At 42.1% G+C, this 18,390-nt stretch carries 18 protein-coding genes and 1 pseudogene; all 19 read right to left on the bottom strand.

All coding sequences use genetic code 11. The features are described 5' to 3' along the window. Nucleotides 1-151 precede the first annotated feature (151 nt). Entirely contained in the window at nucleotides 152-1,039 is an 888-nt protein-coding gene (gene dapA, locus LC040_05665) for a 4-hydroxy-tetrahydrodipicolinate synthase (protein WLR52391.1), read from the bottom strand. Nucleotides 1,040-1,083: 44 nt separating this feature from the next. Further along, on the bottom strand, nucleotides 1,084-2,310 hold the full coding sequence (gene dapG / locus LC040_05660) for an aspartate kinase (protein ID WLR52390.1): 1,227 nt from the start codon (nucleotides 2,308-2,310) through the stop codon (nucleotides 1,084-1,086). Nucleotides 2,311-2,336: 26 nt separating this feature from the next. Further along, complete coding sequence (gene asd, locus LC040_05655) at nucleotides 2,337-3,383, bottom strand: aspartate-semialdehyde dehydrogenase (protein ID WLR52389.1); 1,047 nt, start codon at nucleotides 3,381-3,383, stop codon at nucleotides 2,337-2,339. A 162-nt stretch (nucleotides 3,384-3,545) separates the two neighbouring features. Further along, nucleotides 3,546-4,145: a dipicolinate synthase subunit B gene (gene dpaB, locus LC040_05650; protein WLR52388.1), complete on the bottom strand. Its 600-nt coding sequence runs from the start codon at nucleotides 4,143-4,145 to the stop codon at nucleotides 3,546-3,548. Then, complete coding sequence (gene dpaA, locus LC040_05645; protein ID WLR53204.1) at nucleotides 4,145-5,044, bottom strand: dipicolinic acid synthetase subunit A; 900 nt, start codon at nucleotides 5,042-5,044, stop codon at nucleotides 4,145-4,147. Before dpaA ends, dpaB begins: the two co-directional genes overlap by 1 nt. A gap of 109 nt (nucleotides 5,045-5,153) precedes the next feature. Continuing rightward, entirely contained in the window at nucleotides 5,154-5,396 is a 243-nt protein-coding gene (locus tag LC040_05640) for a YlmC/YmxH family sporulation protein (protein ID WLR52387.1), read from the bottom strand. Between the two features lie 89 nt (nucleotides 5,397-5,485). Beyond that, nucleotides 5,486-6,724, bottom strand: a complete 1,239-nt coding sequence (locus tag LC040_05635) for a pitrilysin family protein (GenBank protein WLR52386.1) — start codon at nucleotides 6,722-6,724, stop codon at nucleotides 5,486-5,488. Between the two features lie 130 nt (nucleotides 6,725-6,854). Further along, the gene (locus LC040_05630; protein ID WLR52385.1) at nucleotides 6,855-7,829 is read right to left on the bottom strand and encodes a polysaccharide deacetylase family protein; all 975 of its coding nucleotides are present in this window, start codon (nucleotides 7,827-7,829) and stop codon (nucleotides 6,855-6,857) included. Between the two features lie 664 nt (nucleotides 7,830-8,493). Further along, entirely contained in the window at nucleotides 8,494-10,623 is a 2,130-nt protein-coding gene (gene pnp, locus LC040_05625) for a polyribonucleotide nucleotidyltransferase (GenBank protein ID WLR52384.1), read from the bottom strand. Nucleotides 10,624-10,882: 259 nt separating this feature from the next. Further along, complete coding sequence (gene rpsO, locus LC040_05620; GenBank protein WLR52383.1) at nucleotides 10,883-11,152, bottom strand: 30S ribosomal protein S15; 270 nt, start codon at nucleotides 11,150-11,152, stop codon at nucleotides 10,883-10,885. 145 nt (nucleotides 11,153-11,297) lie between these two features. Next, complete coding sequence (gene ribF / locus LC040_05615) at nucleotides 11,298-12,239, bottom strand: bifunctional riboflavin kinase/FAD synthetase (GenBank protein ID WLR52382.1); 942 nt, start codon at nucleotides 12,237-12,239, stop codon at nucleotides 11,298-11,300. 24 nt (nucleotides 12,240-12,263) lie between these two features. Then, nucleotides 12,264-13,152 (bottom strand): annotated as a pseudogene (gene truB / locus LC040_05610) (tRNA pseudouridine(55) synthase TruB). A gap of 86 nt (nucleotides 13,153-13,238) precedes the next feature. Then, nucleotides 13,239-13,592, bottom strand: coding sequence for a 30S ribosome-binding factor RbfA (rbfA, locus tag LC040_05605; GenBank protein WLR52381.1), 354 nt, complete (start codon nucleotides 13,590-13,592; stop codon nucleotides 13,239-13,241). Between the two features lie 15 nt (nucleotides 13,593-13,607). Then, entirely contained in the window at nucleotides 13,608-13,886 is a 279-nt protein-coding gene (locus LC040_05600) for a DUF503 family protein (protein ID WLR52380.1), read from the bottom strand. Beyond that, entirely contained in the window at nucleotides 13,883-15,946 is a 2,064-nt protein-coding gene (gene infB, locus LC040_05595) for a translation initiation factor IF-2 (protein WLR52379.1), read from the bottom strand. Before infB ends, LC040_05600 begins: the two co-directional genes overlap by 4 nt. Nucleotides 15,947-15,962: 16 nt before the next feature. Beyond that, nucleotides 15,963-16,271, bottom strand: coding sequence for a YlxQ family RNA-binding protein (locus LC040_05590; protein WLR52378.1), 309 nt, complete (start codon nucleotides 16,269-16,271; stop codon nucleotides 15,963-15,965). Nucleotides 16,272-16,275: 4 nt separating this feature from the next. Next, nucleotides 16,276-16,548 (bottom strand): YlxR family protein, encoded by a 273-nt coding sequence (locus LC040_05585; GenBank protein ID WLR52377.1) that lies wholly within the window; start codon nucleotides 16,546-16,548, stop codon nucleotides 16,276-16,278. Nucleotides 16,549-16,564: 16 nt separating this feature from the next. Beyond that, on the bottom strand, nucleotides 16,565-17,773 hold the full coding sequence (gene nusA, locus LC040_05580; protein WLR52376.1) for a transcription termination factor NusA: 1,209 nt from the start codon (nucleotides 17,771-17,773) through the stop codon (nucleotides 16,565-16,567). A gap of 19 nt (nucleotides 17,774-17,792) precedes the next feature. Beyond that, complete coding sequence (gene rimP, locus LC040_05575) at nucleotides 17,793-18,263, bottom strand: ribosome maturation factor RimP (protein WLR52375.1); 471 nt, start codon at nucleotides 18,261-18,263, stop codon at nucleotides 17,793-17,795. Nucleotides 18,264-18,390: the final 127 nt, after the last annotated feature.

Genomic DNA, 18,390 nt, shown 5'->3' with positions numbered 1-18,390 from the left:
TAGAAATATTATAACTCAGTGGTGAAATAGAAAACAAGGCAAAAAACCTGAATGCGTCCGATGTGACAGCAGATGAAGACAAATTTTCTATCTTTCGTCATAGTGATTCTTATCTTTCAATTGGCTCATATAATAAAAAAAGGACCAATCCTTAAAGGACTGATCCTTGTTGATTTTGATTTAAAATGTTCGCTAAAAAAACACGCTGTTCATGAGGTATCGGCACAAGCGGCAGCCTTACTGAACCGACATCAAGTCCTCTAAGCTGCAAACTTGTTTTGACAGGAGCAGGACTTGGAGCGATAAACATCGCTTTCATAATCGGAAGTAGCTGTTGATGGTAAGCCGAAGCTTCAAAGATCTTTCCAGCTTGGTATGCTTCTACCATTTGCTTCATTTCATTGCCAATGACATGGGAGGCTACCGAGACAACACCTTTCCCGCCAATAGCAAGCACTGGCAGTGTCAAGCTGTCATCGCCGCTGTAGAGAACGAAATCCTCTGGAGTGCGTGCAATGATTTCTGTCATCGCGCCTAGGTCACCTGATGCTTCTTTGACTGCGACAATGTTCTCAACCTCGGATAACCGCACAATTGTATCAACCGTAACATTAACAGCCGAACGACCTGGAATATTATACAGCATGACTGGCAGCTTTGTTTCAGACGCAATAGCCTTAAAGTGTTCATACAGCCCTTCTTGACTCGGCTTATTATAATAAGGCGTGACAAGCATGACAGCGTCTACTCCTGCTTCTTCCGCTTTTTTCGTAAGTTGGATGGAGGCACGAGTATTATTTGAACCTGTACCGGCAACTACCGGGACACGACCATTTGCAATGGAGACAACATGGCGAAACAATGCGACCTTTTCCTCTATCGTTAAGGTTGGCGACTCTCCAGTCGTTCCTGCCACAATTAAGGATGTGGTGCCTGTTGAAATCAGATAATTCACAAGCTGTGTCGTCTTTGCAAAGTCAATGTTCCCTTTATGATCAAACGGCGTTACCATCGCCGTGCCGATTGGACCGAAATCCATATGTCATCCTCTCCTTGCGGTAATTTCAAGAAATACGAAAATGACTAATTCGCCAAATTCGCTTCTTTTTCCAATTGGAATACTTTATGAAGCGCATTCACAGCAAGGATCATATCTTTTTCCTTGACAAGGACCCAAATTGTCGTATGAGAGTCTGCCGATTGTAAGATGGAAATTCCTTCACTTGAAAGGGCGTTAACAATTTTTGCAGTTACCCCGGGTACCCCCGTCATCCCTGCGCCAACTGCTGACACTTTTGCACAATGACGAATGGCCTTTGGTTCAAATCCAAGGTTTTGCAATACTTCTACGGCACGGTCAGTCGCCTCGTCTGTCACCGTATAAACAACCGCATTTGGTGAGATGTTGATAAAGTCAACGCTAATCTTCTCTTGTGCCATCGCTTTAAACACTTCTGCTTGGATGTCATATTGCCCCTCTTTTGCTTCGACTGTAATTTGTGTGACATCCTTCATATGAGCAATTCCCGTAATTAAACGTTCATTGACATCTGCACCCTGCTTTTCCTTCGTAATCGATGTTACAAGTGTTCCAGGTGCATCAGAATAAGTAGAGCGAACGCGAATCGGCACTTTCGCCTGCATTGCAATTTCAACAGCACGAGGATGAATCACCTTTGCCCCTTGATATGCTAGATTGCAAATCTCATTGTACGTAACCACAGATAACGGTCGCGCATCTTCTACAATACGCGGATCAGCTGTCATGACACCTTCGACATCTGTAAAAATATCAATCCAATCAGCGTTAACAGCAGCACCTAGAGCAGCCGCAGATGTATCACTGCCCCCGCGTCCAAGTGTTGTCACATCACCTTGTGGGGAAATCCCTTGAAAACCTGCCACCACAACGACATCATGTGTTTTCAATGTTTCCCGTAAGTGTTCACAATCCATTTCTTCAATCTTGGCATTTGTATGCTCGTCATCAGTCCGAAAGCCTGCTCTTGCTCCAGTTAAGGCTGCGGCTTTTATCCCTTTAGAAAGCAAAAGGTTTGAAAAGACAACCGAGGAGATTGTTTCTCCACATGAAAGCAATAGATCACGTTCGCGCTTGCTTATATGAGAAGGTTCCGCTAAGCCTAACAATGTATCTGTAGCATATGGAGCGCCTTGGCGCCCCATAGCAGATACAACGGTTACCACTTTATAGCCTTCATTGACTGCCTGTTGAATGTGTTCACAAGCTCGATTACGGCTTTCTTCATCTTTCACTGAAGTTCCGCCGAATTTTTGTACGACGATTTTCATGGAGACACCTCTTCAAATGTTGATGATTATTTTAAAATGTTTAATGCAGCTAAACGTTCAGCAATTTGGACAGAGTTCCATGCTGCCCCTTTAAGCAAGTTATCAGAAACAACCCATAAGTGGAAGCCTTTATCGTTATCTAAGTCTTTACGTACACGGCCGACAAACACTTCTTTCTTGCCTGCAGCATTTAATGGTGTTGGGTACACTTGCTCACTTGGGTCATCCTCAAGCACAACACCTGGTGCATTGCTTAGAAGTTCTTTCACTTGCTCTACTGTTACACCTTCTTTTTCAACTTCGATGTATACTGATTCGGCATGACCGACTTCGATTGGAAGGCGAACGCATGTTGCAGCAACTTTCAACTCAGCCATATGCATAATTTTTTTCGTTTCGTTAATCATCTTCATTTCTTCATATGTGAATCCATTTTCTTGGAACACATCAATTTGCGGCAGGGCGTTGAAAGCAATTGGGTAATGCTTTTTATCCGATTTCACTGGAAGAACTTTTGGCGTATGCTCCTCACCATTTAACATCGCTTGTGACTGTTCTTTCATTTCATCTATTGCCACAGCACCAGCACCTGATACAGCTTGGTATGTGGAAACGATGACTTGCGTTAAGCCAAGGTTCTTGCGAAGTGGCTCAAGTGCTGCAACCATTTGAATTGTTGAGCAGTTCGGGTTTGCAATAATCCCTTTATGTGTATGAAGATCATCTTCGTTAACTTCAGGTACGACAAGCGGTACTTCTGGGTCCATACGGAATGCGCTTGTATTATCTACAACAATTGCGCCGCGTTTAACCGCTTCAGGCGCTAAACTTTTCGAAACAGATCCACCTGCTGAAAATAGTGCTAAATCAATTCCTTCGAAGCTTTCTGGCTTTGCTTCTTGTACTTCAAGCTCTTCCCCTTTAAATGTAATCTTCTTACCAGCAGAACGTGCTGATGAAAGAAGGCTCAAATTTGCAATCGGGAAGTCCCTCTCTTCAAGCATATTTAACATTTGTTGTCCGACTGCACCTGTTGCTCCTACTACTGCTACATTAAAAGTTTTTGTTGACATTGATTTTGTTTCTCCCTTCCCTATCCTCTTTTTTTACAACTTATTGTGAAGGAGAGAGTCCTATTCTCTCCTTCTTTCACATTTAACGTTTATTTTATCATAATCATTTCTGAAAAAAAGGGAAGAATGAGAATTTTCGTTCGCTTTTACCGAATTAACGCATTATTCTTGCACTTTATAACGTTCGATTAACAGGGGTTGAAGCTGTCTTCCATCAATTGCGGCTTCTATTGTCGGCACTAATTTATTCATATCCGCTACAATGGAATTTGGCTTCTTATCTGGTGAATCTTGCCCAAATGGAATAAAATAAATATTTTTTGTGGATAAAAGTCGCATTAGATTCATACCGTTTAAACCAAGTGCATCATTTGTTGAGACGCCAAGCACGACAGGACTTAAGTTACGTAGCGTTGCTTTTGCTGCCATTAAGACAGGTGAATCTGTTAAAGCATTCGCCATCTTACTCATTGAGTTTCCTGTAAGCGGAGCAATTACCATACAATCGAGCGGTAGCTTTGGACCAAGCGGCTCAGCTGCCACAATGGAATCGATCGCTTTATTTCCAGTTATTTCTTCAATCTTCTTAATCCAATCTACACCTGCTCCAAAACGTGTTGTCGTATTTTGAACAGTAAACGACACGACTGGCAGGACATCTGCTCCAGCATCCACAAGCTTTTGAATTTGAGGTACTACGGCATCATACGTACAGTGAGAACCTGTCAAACCAAAACCAATACGTCTATCTTTAAGTGACATCAGCTGTTCTCCTTTCGTTGTTGCTTCGCCTCATCCAGCAAGCTTGAGATGACATTTGCTACAATTTGACCTGCTGTTTTCGGAGCAACAATTCCTGGTAATCCAGGTGCAAGCAATGCTTTGACACCTCTTTTTTCCGCATAGCGAAAATCAGTCCCTCCAGGTTTTGAGGCGAGGTCAATAATTAAGCTGTGGGCAGGTAATTTCGAAATAACAGAGGCGGTAACAACTTGAGCTGGAATTGTATTAATAACGACATCCGCATCATCTGCATGGTCTTCTAGTTCATCTAAATGGAAAGGCTCTAACCCCATTTCCGTAATGCGTGCAAGGTGCTCGCTCTTTCTCGCACCTACCTTTACTTTGGCGCCTAATGCATGGAACGTGCGAGCCGTAGACATGCCGACACGCCCTAGCCCTAATACGAGGACTTTTGAGCTGTGGATTGTGATATCTGTATGCTGAATCACCATCATAATCGTTCCTTCAACTGTAGGAATCGAATTATAAATCGCAACATCATCCCGCTCAAATAACTGAATTAAGCTTCTTTTTGCATTTGTCGTAATCTCATTTAAATAGGAATTACTAATCCCAGAGAAAATCAGACAATGTTCAGGCGTTTGTTTCAATAAGTCTTCCGTTAAGATGATTTCTTCATTTGAGAATACAGTGTCTACTTTTCCCTCTAAATTTGTACCAGGAACAGGCAGTATGAAACTATCTACTTCAGAGAAATTTATTTCAGCCAACTCTTTCTTTACAGCGCCGGCAAAGCCGTGATCAAGTTGTTCAAAGCCAACAAGTGAAATGGTAGCATCAAGTTCTGCAAGTTTTTTAATCACTTCTAACTGACGCGCATCGCCGCCCATGACGACGATATGCATACCGGTTAACATCACGCTGTTTCACCTTCTTTACACAAAGAATTTCCTATCGAACTCTAAAACATCTTATGACACACATGCCTAGAAGGTGAATAGAAAAACGCCCTGCAATTGCAGAGCGTTACTCATCTTGTTCAAAGTCAATGATAATCATATCTGTGCCAATTTTTTTGATATCCTGCCACGATACACGAACTTCTTCTCCTTGCTTTCGAAATCCAAACCATTTCATCGTTGGAATGAGGACAGATTGGATCATACCGGTCGTTTCATCAATTTCAAAGTCGGCGTGACCAAGTACACCAAGCCGCTCACCACGCTTTAAATCAATGATTTCTTTGCCGCTCATTTCGCTTAGACGCATATTGTCCACCCCTTCCTTATTGGTATGTATGCACAGAAAGCAAAAAAATGCCTGCAACATCGTCGCTGCAGACATCTTTTGAGCAAGTTTTATTTTAAATTTTGCGGCATTGTACCATCTGGACTGATTAGCGCTGCAGAATACTTCCCTGAAAAAACACGTTTTGACATCTCATAGACGCTTTCCTGTGTCACATTTGAAATCGACTCAATAATTTCATCAAGTGTGCGATGACGCTTTAACATCAGCTCATTTTTACCATTACGGCTCATCCGACTATTCGTACTTTCTAGGCTCAGCATTAAGCCGCCTTTCATTTGCTCCTTACTATTGCGAAGCTCCTTCTCGGTAATTCCGTCTTGCTTTAAACGCTCTAATGTTTGTTCGATGGTTTCATACAACACATTGAGCTGACTGCTCGCTGTGCCAGCATAGATTGTTAACATGCCATTATCACGATAAGAAGAATGATAAGAAAACACCGAATAAGCTAACCCGCGCTCCTCACGAACATCTTGAAACAACCGGCTGCTCATACTGCCACCAAGAATATTATTTAACACAATTAAGCTGTAAATATCGTCGTCACCAATTTTAAGCCCATCAAACCCTAAGCATAAATGAGCTTGCTCTGTTTCTTTCTTACGAGAAATTTTATCCTGTTGAAATTGTGGTGTCACGTATTCTAACTTATTGCCGTTCGTTTGATAGCTGCCAAAATACGCTTCGACTTCTTGAATAAAACTTTCCGTCACATTCCCTGCAATCGAAACGACAACATTATCAGGCGTGTAGGCATCATTAATATACGTACGAAGCATATCTCCGTTAAACTTATGTAAAGTATCCTCAGTCCCTAGGATCGGATAACCAAGCGGATGACTGCCATAGCTCGCTTTGCTTAATAAGTCATGGACAATATCATCTGGTGTATCCTCATACATTTTAATTTCCTCAAGCACCACATTCTTTTCCTTCTTCAATTCCTCTTCATCGAATGTAGAGTTGAAAAACATATCCTGAAGCACATCAAGTGCATATGAAGCATGTTCATCAAGTACTTTTGCGTAGAAACATGTATACTCCTTAGATGTAAACGCATTCACTTGTCCTCCGATACTATCGAAGCTTTCAGCAATATCCTTCGCTGAACGTGTTTTTGTACCTTTGAAAAACATATGTTCTAGAAAGTGAGAAATTCCGTTGTTATGCTTCGTTTCATTACGAGAACCTGTCCCAACCCATATGCCGATCGCTACAGAACGAACGGTTGGAATATTTTCAAGAACAACGCGAACGCCATTTTGACATGTATGTTTGTTAATCAAATTGTTTCCTCCTATGCGGCCAATATTAGTGCTACTATTCCATCCCTTATCATAACAATCTAACCTGCAAATGTCATGTCAACCAAGCCCAAAAGCATGAAGTACTTAAAAATATGCAAAAACAACGGTGTTAACGATCCCCGTTGCTTTCAACACTTACACGCTGTTCACTTAATAATGTCGACACCACATCAATTTTGTATTCTTTCGCCTTTGCCGCTTGAATCATTCCTTCAAGACCTGCAGCGGTTGAGGCTGTCGGGTGCATTAAAATCATCGCGCCCGGATGAAGCTTAGCTGCGACACGTTCTACCATAACTGCTGGCTCAGGCTTCTTCCAGTCAACTGTATCAACACTCCACATAACAGTCCGCATACCAAGCTCAGCTGCTGCTTCTACTGTTTGTTGATTATAAGCTCCACTTGGCGGACCAAACCATTCAGGCTTCACATTCAGCGTCGCTTCGATCACTTCATTTGTCTTCCGTAGCTCTTCAAGGGCAGCTGCTTTTGTCATATTCGCCATATTGGGATGTGAATAAGAATGATTGCCAATTTCATGACCTGCTTCATGAATCATGGTCGTTAATTCGGGATTATTTTTCACCCATCGCCCCTCGAAAAAAAATGTCGCATGTACATTATGTTTCTTTAGCACCTTCAGCATCTCTGGTAAGTATTCATTCCCCCAGGCAACATTGATAATAAAGCTTATCATCGGCTTTTCCGCATGCCCTCGGTAGACAGGTGAAGGCGGTAAGTTCTTTAGCTTGACAGCAGGTGGTACTTCCTTAAATTGAAGCAGCTTTTCATCATATTTACCTGTCTTACGCATCGCTTCATAAGATTTCTTCATATCAACTACAAGACCATTATAACCTGGGAGCGCTTTCCATACCCGGTCAATTCGCGCATCAACAGGCGCCTCCTCATATTTTGGCGCCTCTTCTGTAATTTTATGATACAGCGCATCATCAGCCTTAAAAGCAGGACGGCTTTCCATCAGCTCCAGTGCAAATTGATCAATATATGGATTCTTAAAAACCCCAAAGGTAACCATCAACAACACCGCAAACCCAACCAACTGGATAACATGCTTCCGCACCCTTCTATCCCCCCCTCTGCCTACTACAAAACTATGACAAACAAGGACAACTTATGAATAGAAAAGCGGAGGAGGCTTGTTTAGGGGCGACAAGCATAAGGCAGATTGCGGAGAGGACCGTTCTTCGTCCCCGCAGCAAGCTGACTTATGACCTCGAGCCCCTAGCCGCCGCAGCTGGACATCATGAAAAGCGGAGGAAGGCGGTTTGGCTGTCCGATTGCTGGAGCCTTTACACAGAGAAAGCCGCCTTTTCCTTTCGGCGTGGAAAGGTGAAGCAATTCGCGCAGCCTGCCTTTCGCAGCTAGACATCACGAAAAGCGGAGGCGGGCCGCTTAGAAATATTGTTTGCTGGAGCCTTCATGCATAGAGGCGCTCTTTGCCTCGGGGCATTAAAGGAACGTCGGTTAAGAACGAAACATCCTGTTTCAACACCGACGCTAGCACGTCCTGTGCGTCGGAAGCAACACAAATTTCTGCCCGCCGTACTTGACGCTGGCTAAGAACGTCACGTCCTGTGACAACGCCTGCAATAGCACGTCCTGTGCGTCGAAAGCGGAGGCGGGCGGTTTGGCTGTCCACTTCACAAAAGAAGGCATGAAAAAAACTTGGCTACAATGCCAAGTTCTTGGAATAACAGAAGCTGAGAATGTCAGCTTCTATTACATTATTGTTTGTTTCCTTTTTCCTTTTCTTCACGTTCACGCTGTTCAATAAGAATTGCTTTGCGTGATAGGTTTACACGGCCTTGTGAGTCAATTTCTTTTACTTTTACAAGAATTTGATCTCCGACAGATAAGACGTCTTCCACTTTGCGGATACGCTCTTCTGCAACTTCTGAAATGTGTACTAAACCTTCTTTGCCTGGGAATACTTCAACAAATGCACCGAACTTTTCAATTCGTTTTACTTTGCCGAGGTATGTTTGTCCAGCTTCTACTTCACGCACAAGATCTTCAATGATTTTCTTCGCTTTGTTATTCATTTCAGATTCTGTGGAAGAAATAAAGACTGTACCATCTTGTTCGATATCAATTTTCACGCCAGTTTCTTCGATAATTTTATTAATCTGTTTTCCGCTCGGTCCAATGACATCGCGGATCTTGTCAGGATTAATGTTCATCGTTAAAATCTTCGGTGCATATTGACTTAACTCTTCACGTGGTGTTTGAATCGTTGCAAGCATATGCTCAAGAATTTGCATACGACCTACTTTCGCTTGCTCTAGTGCTTCTTTAAGAATGTCACGAGACAAACCTTCGATCTTAATATCCATTTGAAGCGCTGTAACACCTTTTTCAGTTCCAGCTACTTTAAAGTCCATATCACCTAAGAAATCTTCCATGCCTTGAATATCTGTTAAGACGGAATAGTCTTCACCAGATTTCACTAAGCCCATCGCAATACCAGCTACAGGTGCTTTAATCGGTACCCCAGCATCCATCATGGCAAGTGTACTTGCACAAATACTTGCTTGAGATGTTGAACCATTAGATTCAAGCACTTCAGACACAAGACGGATAGTGTATGGGAAGTCTTTTTCAGATGGAATAACTTTTTCGAGTGCACGCTCACCTAATGCCCCGTGTCCAATTTCACGACGACCTGGCCCGCGAATTGGTCCTGTTTCACCAACAGAGAAGGACGGGAAATTATAGTGGTGCATGAAACGTTTTGATTCTTCAACACCAAGACCGTCTAACACTTGCACATCGCCAAGCGCGCCAAGTGTACAAATGCTTAGTGCTTGTGTTTGACCGCGTGTGAAAAGGCCTGAACCATGCGTACGAGACAGCAATCCTACTTCTGAAGAAAGTGGACGAATTTCATCAATACGACGGCCATCAGGGCGAATCTTTTCTTTTGTGATTAAACGGCGAACTTCTTCCTTCACCATCTTATCAAGTGTTTCTTTCACTTGCTTGATAACAGCATCTTCAGCTTCATTCTCTTCGTATTCTTCGACAACACGTGCTTTTACTTCTGAAATAGCTTCTTCACGTGCATGCTTTTCAACAACCTGGATTGCATCTTTCAGTTCTGCTTCACACTTTGAGCGAACGGCTGATTCAATCTCTTCATCAATTTCATACAGTGAAATTTCCATCTTTTCCTTGCCAATTTCAGCTGCGATCTTCTCTTGGAAAGCAATTAATTCTTTAATGGCATCATGACCAAACATAATTGCTTCAAGCATTGTTTCTTCAGGTACTTCATTCGCGCCTGCTTCAACCATGTTTACCGCATCTTTTGTACCAGCAACGGTTAAGTGAATATCACTTTTTTCTAATTGTTCAACAGTTGGGTTAATGACAAATTCATCATCGACACGGCCGACAATAACCCCTGCAATCGGGCCTGCAAACGGAATGTCAGAAACAGAAAGTGCTAGTGATGAACCAAACATCGCAGCCATTTCACTTGAACAATCTTGATCCACGCTCATTACCATGCTGATGACTTGCACTTCATTACGGAAGCCGTCAGGAAACAGCGGGCGAATAGGACGGTCAATCAAGCGACTAGCTAGAATTGCTTTTTCACTTGGGCGTCCTTCACGTTTAATAAAGCCTCCTGGAATCTTACCAACGGCATATAAACGCTCTTCATAGTTAACAGTTAATGGGAAAAAATTTAAATCTTTCGGTTGTTTTGACGCTGTTGCTGAACTTAACACAGCTGTATCGCCGTAACGTACTAAACATGCGCCATTTGCTTGTTGGGCAAGTTGTCCAATTTCAACTGAGAGATTTCTCCCTGCCCAGTCCATCGAAAATACGCATTTTTCATGATCCATAATCAGCGTACTCCTCTCATATGTATACATCATTTTGTACTAAGTATATCCTAATCGTTTTAAAGATAACAAGAGTAACATCGCTATGTAAACACGTTTCTATTCGAACGATTAGAAATAGTAAGGCTGTAACGATAATAAAACTCGGCAAATGCCGAGTTTTAAAACGGCAGAGCCGTATGCTTAGTCTAATTTACAATTCGTAAAATATTCTCGTAGTGTAAGAAAAAAGCGGGATTACTCCCGCTTTTTTTGGTAATTATCGGCGTAAGCCAAGCTTATTGATTACTTCACGGTAACGAGTAACATCTTTCTTACGTAGGTACGTAAGAAGATTACGACGCTTACCTACCATTTTCAAAAGACCGCGACGAGAATGGTGGTCTTTCTTGTGTGTACGTAAATGTTCGTTCAAAGTGTTAATCTGCTCTGTTAGGACAGCGATTTGTACTTCTGGAGAACCTGTGTCGTTATCGTGCGTTTTGAATTCACTGATGATTTCTTGTTTACGTTCTTGTGTTAGTGCCATCCTATTCACCTCCTATTCATGTTATCCCCGATCACTGAGCAAACGTTGGTGAATCGTTTTGCCAAGCAATGGTTCATATTTGCCTGTAAAACAAGCATACATTGAACATCTTACAATCTTTTATCGGAAAAAGCAAGAGGAATAACTAATTTTTCTCTAAAATTCGTTCCGCTTCTGCTTTATCCTGCTCAATTTGTGCAATTAATGCATCAACTGAGTCAAATTTCTGCTCAGCTCGAATCCGTTGAACCCACATAACCGACACTTCTTCCTCATAGATGTCGCCATCAAATTGAAAAATGTGCACTTCAAGAATCGGCTCTTCTTTGTTGTCATGGAAAGTCGGTTTATAGCCTAAATTACAGACACCATCATAACGTTTGCCTTTCACATCAATTTGAACAGCATAGACACCAACAGGCGGCATTAAAAATTTATCTAATAATTGCACGTTTGCTGTTGGAAACCCGATTGTCCGACCACGTTTATCACCATGTACCACGATTCCATGTACGGTATAAGGTCTTCCAAGAAGTTGTGAAAGCTCATCCACTTCTCCGCTTTCTATTTTCTGACGAATTAATGTAGAGCTTACTTTTTCGCTGCCTTTCTCAACTTTTCCTACTGTGGTTTGCGCAAAGTTTCCTCTAGAGTGGAACGGTAATGTTTCCATTTTGCCTTTTCCAAGCCGGCCGTATGAGAAGTCAAAGCCAGCAACAACGTGCTTCACATTTAAACGGATCAGAAATTCATCAACAAATTCTTGTGGCAAAAGATCAGATAGACCATGGTCAAACTTCACAATGTAAAGAATATCAATGCCAAGCTTCTCAATTTGCTCAGCCTTTTCTTGTGGCGGTGTGATATAGCGAACATGCTGCTTCCCCTTGCGAAGGACAACAGAAGGGTGTGGATGAAAGGTCATCACTGCACTTTTAATCGCTTTTTCATCTGCAATTTGTTTTGCGGTTTGAATGACTTGCTGATGGCCCCGATGAACACCATCGAAGAAGCCGAGCGCAAGCACTTTCGGTTCAGCCTTATCTGCTGTTATCTCATGCGGATAAGATAAATGAACGACTTCCATGTTTTCACCTTCTTTAATCAAACATTACGTCCATAGTACTTTTTCAGGCTTCATCAAGCCTTCTTTGCGTGGATGCGGTTGGTAGATTGCAATACATTCATTTGTACTTGTCCAAATACCAAAACGTTCTTCTGACGCGACTTCTTCCGGTAATTGAAGCACCGCGCCATTTCGTACGGCCTTTTCTACTTTTTCATTAACAACAAGTTTTGTCAAACGAGAAAGTGGCACTTCCATTGGTATAAGAGAATAATCCCCACTTTCAATCTGTTCAAATGTCACACAATCAGCAAGCTGAAAGCTCCCTGAAGCTGTACGAGTTAATTTCGACATATGTGCAGGATAACCGAGAGCCTTGCCAATGTCTACTGCAAGTGTTCGAATATACGTACCTTTACTACATGTAACACGAATTGAAAAATGCGGCTCTTCAGGTGTAATAGATTCTTTTGTAAGTAATTCAATAGAATGAATGGTAACGCGTCTTCGCGGCCGTTCCACTTCAATTCCTTGGCGCGCATATTCATAAAGACGTTTTCCCCTGTATCTTTACAGCAGAAAACATCGGAGGCACTTGTTCGATTTCGCCTTGAAATGATTTCAGTGTTTGTTGAATGGCTTCTATCTCCCACGTATGTGTGACAGGCTTTTCTTCAACTATTTCACCGTGCGCATCTTCTGTTTCTGTTGCACGCCCTAATGTAACCTCTGCTTCATATGTCTTGGCACTAGCTGTAATATACTCTGCAATTTTAGTCGCTCTTCCAATACAAAGCGGAAGCACACCGTCCACCTCTGGGTCGAGGGTACCTGTATGGCCTACTTTTTTTGTTTTTAAGAGCTTTCTCACTTTATGTACACAATCATGTGAGGTCATTCCCCGTGGCTTATATAACGGCAGCACACCATTCATTTACATCCCTCCTTCTCTTTTCTAAGCGAATAGGCCAGAATAACAATAAGAAAGGATAGACCGAAAAGCGGCCTATCCTAACTGAATTATTGTTCAGATGGATCGTTGATCTCGTGCAGCAAACGTTCAATACGATTTCCGCGCTCAATCGTTTCATCAAATTCAAAGATAATTTCAGGTGTTTTTCGTAAACGAATGCGTTTCCCGATTTCAGAACGGATAAAGCCATTTGCCTTTGCAAGGCCTCTTAACGTATCCTGTTTCTTCTCATCGTCACCTAAAACCGTAATATAGACTTTTGCTTGCTGCAAATCACCTGTAACACGTACATCAGTTACAGTCACAAAGCCGACGCGCGGGTCTTTAATTTTACGGCTTAAAATATCGCCGAGCTCTTTCTTCATCTGCTCAGCCACTCGTGTTGAGCGAATGTTACTCATAATATCACCTCATCATTACAACCACTCAAATGTCGTTACAGTCCGTTCAATTTCCGGAAAAGAATCGATAAAATCTAAGACTTTATTCAATTCTTTTTCGGCAATGACCTGGCTTGATGATGCGGCAGCAATGGTCAACTCCGCTCTTTGCCAGACATTGTGATGGTCTGTTTCCGCAATCGAAACGTTGAATCGGTTTCGGACGCGTTCAATGATGCGCTTCGTTACCGAGCGTTTCTGTTTCAAGGACTGGGCGTCATAAATGATGCACTCACAACGCACCGCTCCAATCATTTTACTTCAATTTCTTCCATCACATAGGCTTCAATCATGTCGCCTTCTTTAATGTCATTATATTTCGCAATCGTAATCCCACACTCATAGCCTTGTGCGACTTCTTTCGCGTCGTCTTTGTAACGCTTAAGGGAATCGATTTCACCTTCGAAAATAACAACACCGTCACGGATAAGGCGGATACCTGCGTCACGTGTGATCTTACCTTCTGTTACGTATGAACCAGCAATGGTACCGATTTTGGAAACTTTAAATGTTTCACGAACTTCAGCCATACCGATTACTTTTTCTTCATACTCAGGATCAAGCATCCCTTTCATTGCACTTTCGATTTCTTCAATTACCTTGTAAATAATACGGTGTAGACGGATATCTACGCCTTCACTTTCAGCTGTTTTCTTCGCATTCACATCAGGGCGCACATTGAACCCGATTACGATCGCATTAGAAGCGGATGCTAATGTAATGTCAGATTCTGTGATCGCACCAACACCTGTATGAATGATTTTGACTTGTACGCCTTCTACATCAATTTTTTGAAGTGAAGAAGCAAGTGCCTCAGCCGAGCCTTGCACGTCAGCTTTAACAATTAAGTTGATATCTTTCATTTCCCCTTGTTTGATTTGTTCAAACAAGTCGTCTAGGCTGATTTTCGTTGTTTCGCCACGTTGCTCTTCAAGAAGCTTTTGTGCACGTGCTTCACCAATTTGACGTGCTTTTTTCTCATCTGCAAACACAAGGAATGGATCCCCTGCTTGTGGCACATCATTAAGCCCTGTAATTTCTACAGGAGTAGACGGGCCAGCTTCTTTCACGCGACGACCTAAGTCGTTGACCATTGCGCGGACACGGCCGTATGTGTTTCCAACTACAATCGAATCGCCAACGTGAAGTGTACCGTTTTGCACAAGAAGAGTTGCCACAGAGCCGCGGCCTTTATCAAGCTGTGCTTCAATAACAGAGCCAGTTGCCACACGGTCTGAATTTGCTTTTAGCTCTTCCATCTCAGAGACGAGTGTAATCATTTCGATTAACTCTTCAATCCCTTCACCTTTTACAGCAGAAAGCTTAACGAAGATTGTGTCACCACCAAAGTCTTCGGCAATTAACTCATGCTCCATTAATTCCTGCATCACACGGTCAGGGTTTGCACCTTCTTTATCCATTTTGTTAACCGCTACGATAATTGGAACGCCTGCAGCTTTTGCATGGTTAATCGCTTCAACTGTTTGTGGCATGACACCATCATCTGCTGCAACCACAAGAATCGTAATATCCGTTACACTAGCTCCACGTGCACGCATTGTTGTAAACGCGGCGTGTCCAGGTGTATCTAGGAATGTAATTTTCTTGCCCTTATTGACGATTTGGTAGGCACCAATGTGCTGTGTAATCCCGCCTGCTTCACCAGCTGTTACTTTTGTTTTGCGGATCGAGTCAAGAAGCGTTGTTTTACCATGGTCAACGTGACCCATAATGGTTACAACAGGAGGACGAACCGTTAATTCATCATCACTATCTTCTACATCGTATGCGGCTAGGTCAGTGTCGTCATAGACGATTTCTTCTTCAACCTCTACTCCATATTCTTCACAGATTAGTTCAATTGAATCCGCATCAAGATCTTGGTTTTTCGTCGCCATGACGCCAAGCATCATTAATTTTTTAATTAATTCAGAAGGCTCTTTGCCTAATTTCTCAGCAAGATCGCCAACTGTTAATGTACCATGGTATGTTACTTTTTCAGGAAGCTCTTGCTTTTTCTTCTCAGGTTGACCTTTACGGCTGTTTCCTTTGAAGGATGGCTTATTTTGTTGCTTTTGTTTGTTGTTTTTCGGGCCTTTTTTGTTTTTATTATTACCTTGTTGACCCTTATTATTGTTTTGTGCTGTATTTTGACTGTTTGTTTTAAACATGCTATCCAATTCCTTTACAGCTGCCTCATCAATCATTGACATATGATTTGACACATCTACATTTTTCTCTTTTAATTTTGAAATAACATCTTTACTGGAAAGATTATATTTTTTTGCGTATTCATAAACTCTCATCTTACTCATACGTTCACCCCCACAATTATTCATCGAGCAACGTCATAAGTTTCTTTGCAAATCCGCTTTCTAAAACAGCTACCGTTACACGATGCGGCTTGCCGATCGCTTTGCCAAGCAAATAGCGATCAGGGACTTTTTTAAGCGGAATGTTATAACTTGTGCATTTGTTTGAGATTTTTTTGGTCGTATTCTCAGAAGCATCTTCCGATAATAAAACCAACTTTGCTCGTTTGCTGCGTATTTCTTTCACAACGAGTTCTTCTCCAGAAATGCATTGGCGCGCTCGATTTGCCAAACCTAATAGTGACATCCATTTGTTCTGTTGTTCCATTGCGTTACTGCTTCTCCTTCTCGGCAAGCGCCAACAGTTCTTCATATATTTCATCATTTATGTCAGCCTTCAAGTGATTGGCTAATATATTTTTCTTTTTGGCCTTTAGTATGCAGTCCTTCTCTAACGTTAGATAGGCACCACGGCCGTTTTTCTTACCGGTCGGATCGATTGAGACTTCACCTTCTTTTGAGCGCACAATACGAATAAGCTCTTGCTTTGGCTTCATTTCTTGACTAGCCACACATTTTCGCATTGGAACTTTTCGTTGTTTCATTAGGCTCCACCTCGTCTTATTCTTCTTCGTCTTCTACATCGTCTGTTGCGTATTCGTCTACTTCATCTGTTCGTTCGTCTGATTCTAAAATGTTTTCTTCTTCTACGGTTTCCTCATCATTAGAAGTTGTTTCATATTCAGCAATCGGCATGTCCAAGTCTTCTTGAATCTCTTCATATAATAGACCTGCTTCCTCTGCTTCAGATTGGCTCTTAATATCAATCTTCCACCCTGTTAGCTTTGCCGCAAGACGAGCATTTTGCCCACGCTTACCAATTGCAAGTGATAGTTGGTAATCAGGGACAATAACCGTTGTTGCTTTTTCTTCCTCGTTCACAATTACTTTAACGACTTTTGAAGGGCTTAGAGCATTTGCAACATACTCGACTGGGTCGTCAGAATATCTGACTATATCAATCTTTTCCCCTTTTAGCTCATTTACAATCGCCTGTACACGCTGACCACGCTGACCAACACATGCACCAACTGGATCGATATCGTCGTTTTCAGAGTACACAGCAATCTTAGAACGGTCCCCAGCTTCACGAGAAACAGAGCGAAGTTCAACGGTGCCATCATATATTTCCGGTACTTCCATTTCAAATAACCGCTTCAAAAGCCCTGGATGTGTACGTGACACCACGACTTGCGGCCCTTTTGTCGTTTTTTCTACTTTCGTAATAAAGACTTTTAAACGGTCATGCGGCTTATACGTTTCATTTGGCATCTGCTCACTTTGCGGTAAAATCGCTTCTGTCTTACCAAGTGAAACATAGATGAAACGTGAATCCTGGCGCTGTACGATACCAGTCATAATATCTTCTTCACGATCAACAAATTCAGTGAAGATAATGCCGCGCTCCGCTTCACGAACGCGTTGTGTTACAACCTGCTTTGCTGTTTGCGCCGCGATACGTCCGAAATCTTTTGGCGTCACTTCGATCTCCACAATATCATCAATCTCGTAATGTGAATTTAACTCTCGTGCATCATCTAATGAAATTTCAAGACGCGGATCAAATACTTCCTCGACAACATCCTTACGAGCAAATACACGCATTGTACCCGTATCAGGATTGATATCTACACGAACGTTTTGCGCCTGATTAAAATTTCGGCGATATGCTGAAATCAATGCTGCTTCCAGCGCATCTAAGATGACATCTTTGCTGATCCCTTTTTCTTTCTCTAAAAGTGTTAAGGCATCAAAAAGTTCAGTACTCATCTCAAAATTTCTCCCCTTCTTAATTGAAAGTAACCGCTAACCGGGCTTTCGCTACTTTCTCATACGGTATCTCAATTTGTTTCTTTTTCGCTTTTACCTTCACTTCAATCGTAACCGTTTCACCATCAAAAGCTGTGAGTGTGCCTTCAAATTCCTTTTCTCCGTCAATCGGTTCATATGTTTTAATATTTACATGCTTCCCTATTGCTTTTTCCACATCTGCAGCTTTTTTAAGCGGTCTTTCCGCTCCTGGTGAGGAAACTTCTAAAAAGTAAGGATGAGCAATCGGGTCAGCTTCATCTAGCTTCTCACTAAGACGTTCGCTTACTTTTCCGCATTCTTCAATATCTACACCTGTGTCAGAATCGATATATAGACGCAAAAAATAGTTCTTGCCTTCTTTTACATACTCAATATCGACAAGCTCTAAATTCATATCTTCTAATATCGGCAGCACAAGTTCTTCGGCTGTTTCTTTAATGTTAGCCATATTAAACCTCCTTTTGCACAACCTTCTGACGAAAATCCCCTGCTTAGGGTAAGCAGGGGAAGTAGTAAAGTGAAGGTTTCTATCAGAAAAACGTAAAACGAAAGAGTGGGTTGCCCCACTCTTGTGT

Source organism: Bacillus tianshenii, assembly GCA_020524525.2.
GTDB lineage: Bacteria > Bacillota > Bacilli > Bacillales > Bacillaceae_N > Bacillus_AV.
The sequence above is the reverse complement of the archived record's forward strand: the minus strand, read 5'-3'. Positions and strand labels throughout refer to the sequence as shown.

What these genes read in the sequence shown, in the direction of transcription:
- dapA (WLR52391.1), bottom strand. Translation starts at nt 1,039, where the DNA reads ATGGATTTCGGTCCAATCGGCACGGCGATGGTAACGCCGTTTGATCAT.
- dapG (WLR52390.1), bottom strand. Translation starts at nt 2,310, where the DNA reads ATGAAAATCGTCGTACAAAAATTCGGCGGAACTTCAGTGAAAGATGAA.
- asd (WLR52389.1), bottom strand. Translation starts at nt 3,383, where the DNA reads ATGTCAACAAAAACTTTTAATGTAGCAGTAGTAGGAGCAACAGGTGCA.
- dpaB (WLR52388.1), bottom strand. Translation starts at nt 4,145, where the DNA reads ATGTCACTTAAAGATAGACGTATTGGTTTTGGTTTGACAGGTTCTCAC.
- dpaA (WLR53204.1), bottom strand. Translation starts at nt 5,044, where the DNA reads ATGTTAACCGGTATGCATATCGTCGTCATGGGCGGCGATGCGCGTCAG.
- LC040_05640 (WLR52387.1), bottom strand. Translation starts at nt 5,396, where the DNA reads ATGCGTCTAAGCGAAATGAGCGGCAAAGAAATCATTGATTTAAAGCGT.
- pnp (WLR52384.1), bottom strand. Translation starts at nt 10,623, where the DNA reads ATGGATCATGAAAAATGCGTATTTTCGATGGACTGGGCAGGGAGAAAT.
- rpsO (WLR52383.1), bottom strand. Translation starts at nt 11,152, where the DNA reads ATGGCACTAACACAAGAACGTAAACAAGAAATCATCAGTGAATTCAAA.
- ribF (WLR52382.1), bottom strand. Translation starts at nt 12,239, where the DNA reads ATGGAAGTCGTTCATTTATCTTATCCGCATGAGATAACAGCAGATAAG.
- rbfA (WLR52381.1), bottom strand. Translation starts at nt 13,592, where the DNA reads ATGAGTAACATTCGCTCAACACGAGTGGCTGAGCAGATGAAGAAAGAG.
- LC040_05600 (WLR52380.1), bottom strand. Translation starts at nt 13,886, where the DNA reads ATGATTGGAGCGGTGCGTTGTGAGTGCATCATTTATGACGCCCAGTCC.
- infB (WLR52379.1), bottom strand. Translation starts at nt 15,946, where the DNA reads ATGAGTAAGATGAGAGTTTATGAATACGCAAAAAAATATAATCTTTCC.
- LC040_05590 (WLR52378.1), bottom strand. Translation starts at nt 16,271, where the DNA reads ATGGAACAACAGAACAAATGGATGTCACTATTAGGTTTGGCAAATCGA.
- LC040_05585 (WLR52377.1), bottom strand. Translation starts at nt 16,548, where the DNA reads ATGAAACAACGAAAAGTTCCAATGCGAAAATGTGTGGCTAGTCAAGAA.
- nusA (WLR52376.1), bottom strand. Translation starts at nt 17,773, where the DNA reads ATGAGTACTGAACTTTTTGATGCCTTAACACTTTTAGAGAAAGAAAAA.
- rimP (WLR52375.1), bottom strand. Translation starts at nt 18,263, where the DNA reads ATGGCTAACATTAAAGAAACAGCCGAAGAACTTGTGCTGCCGATATTA.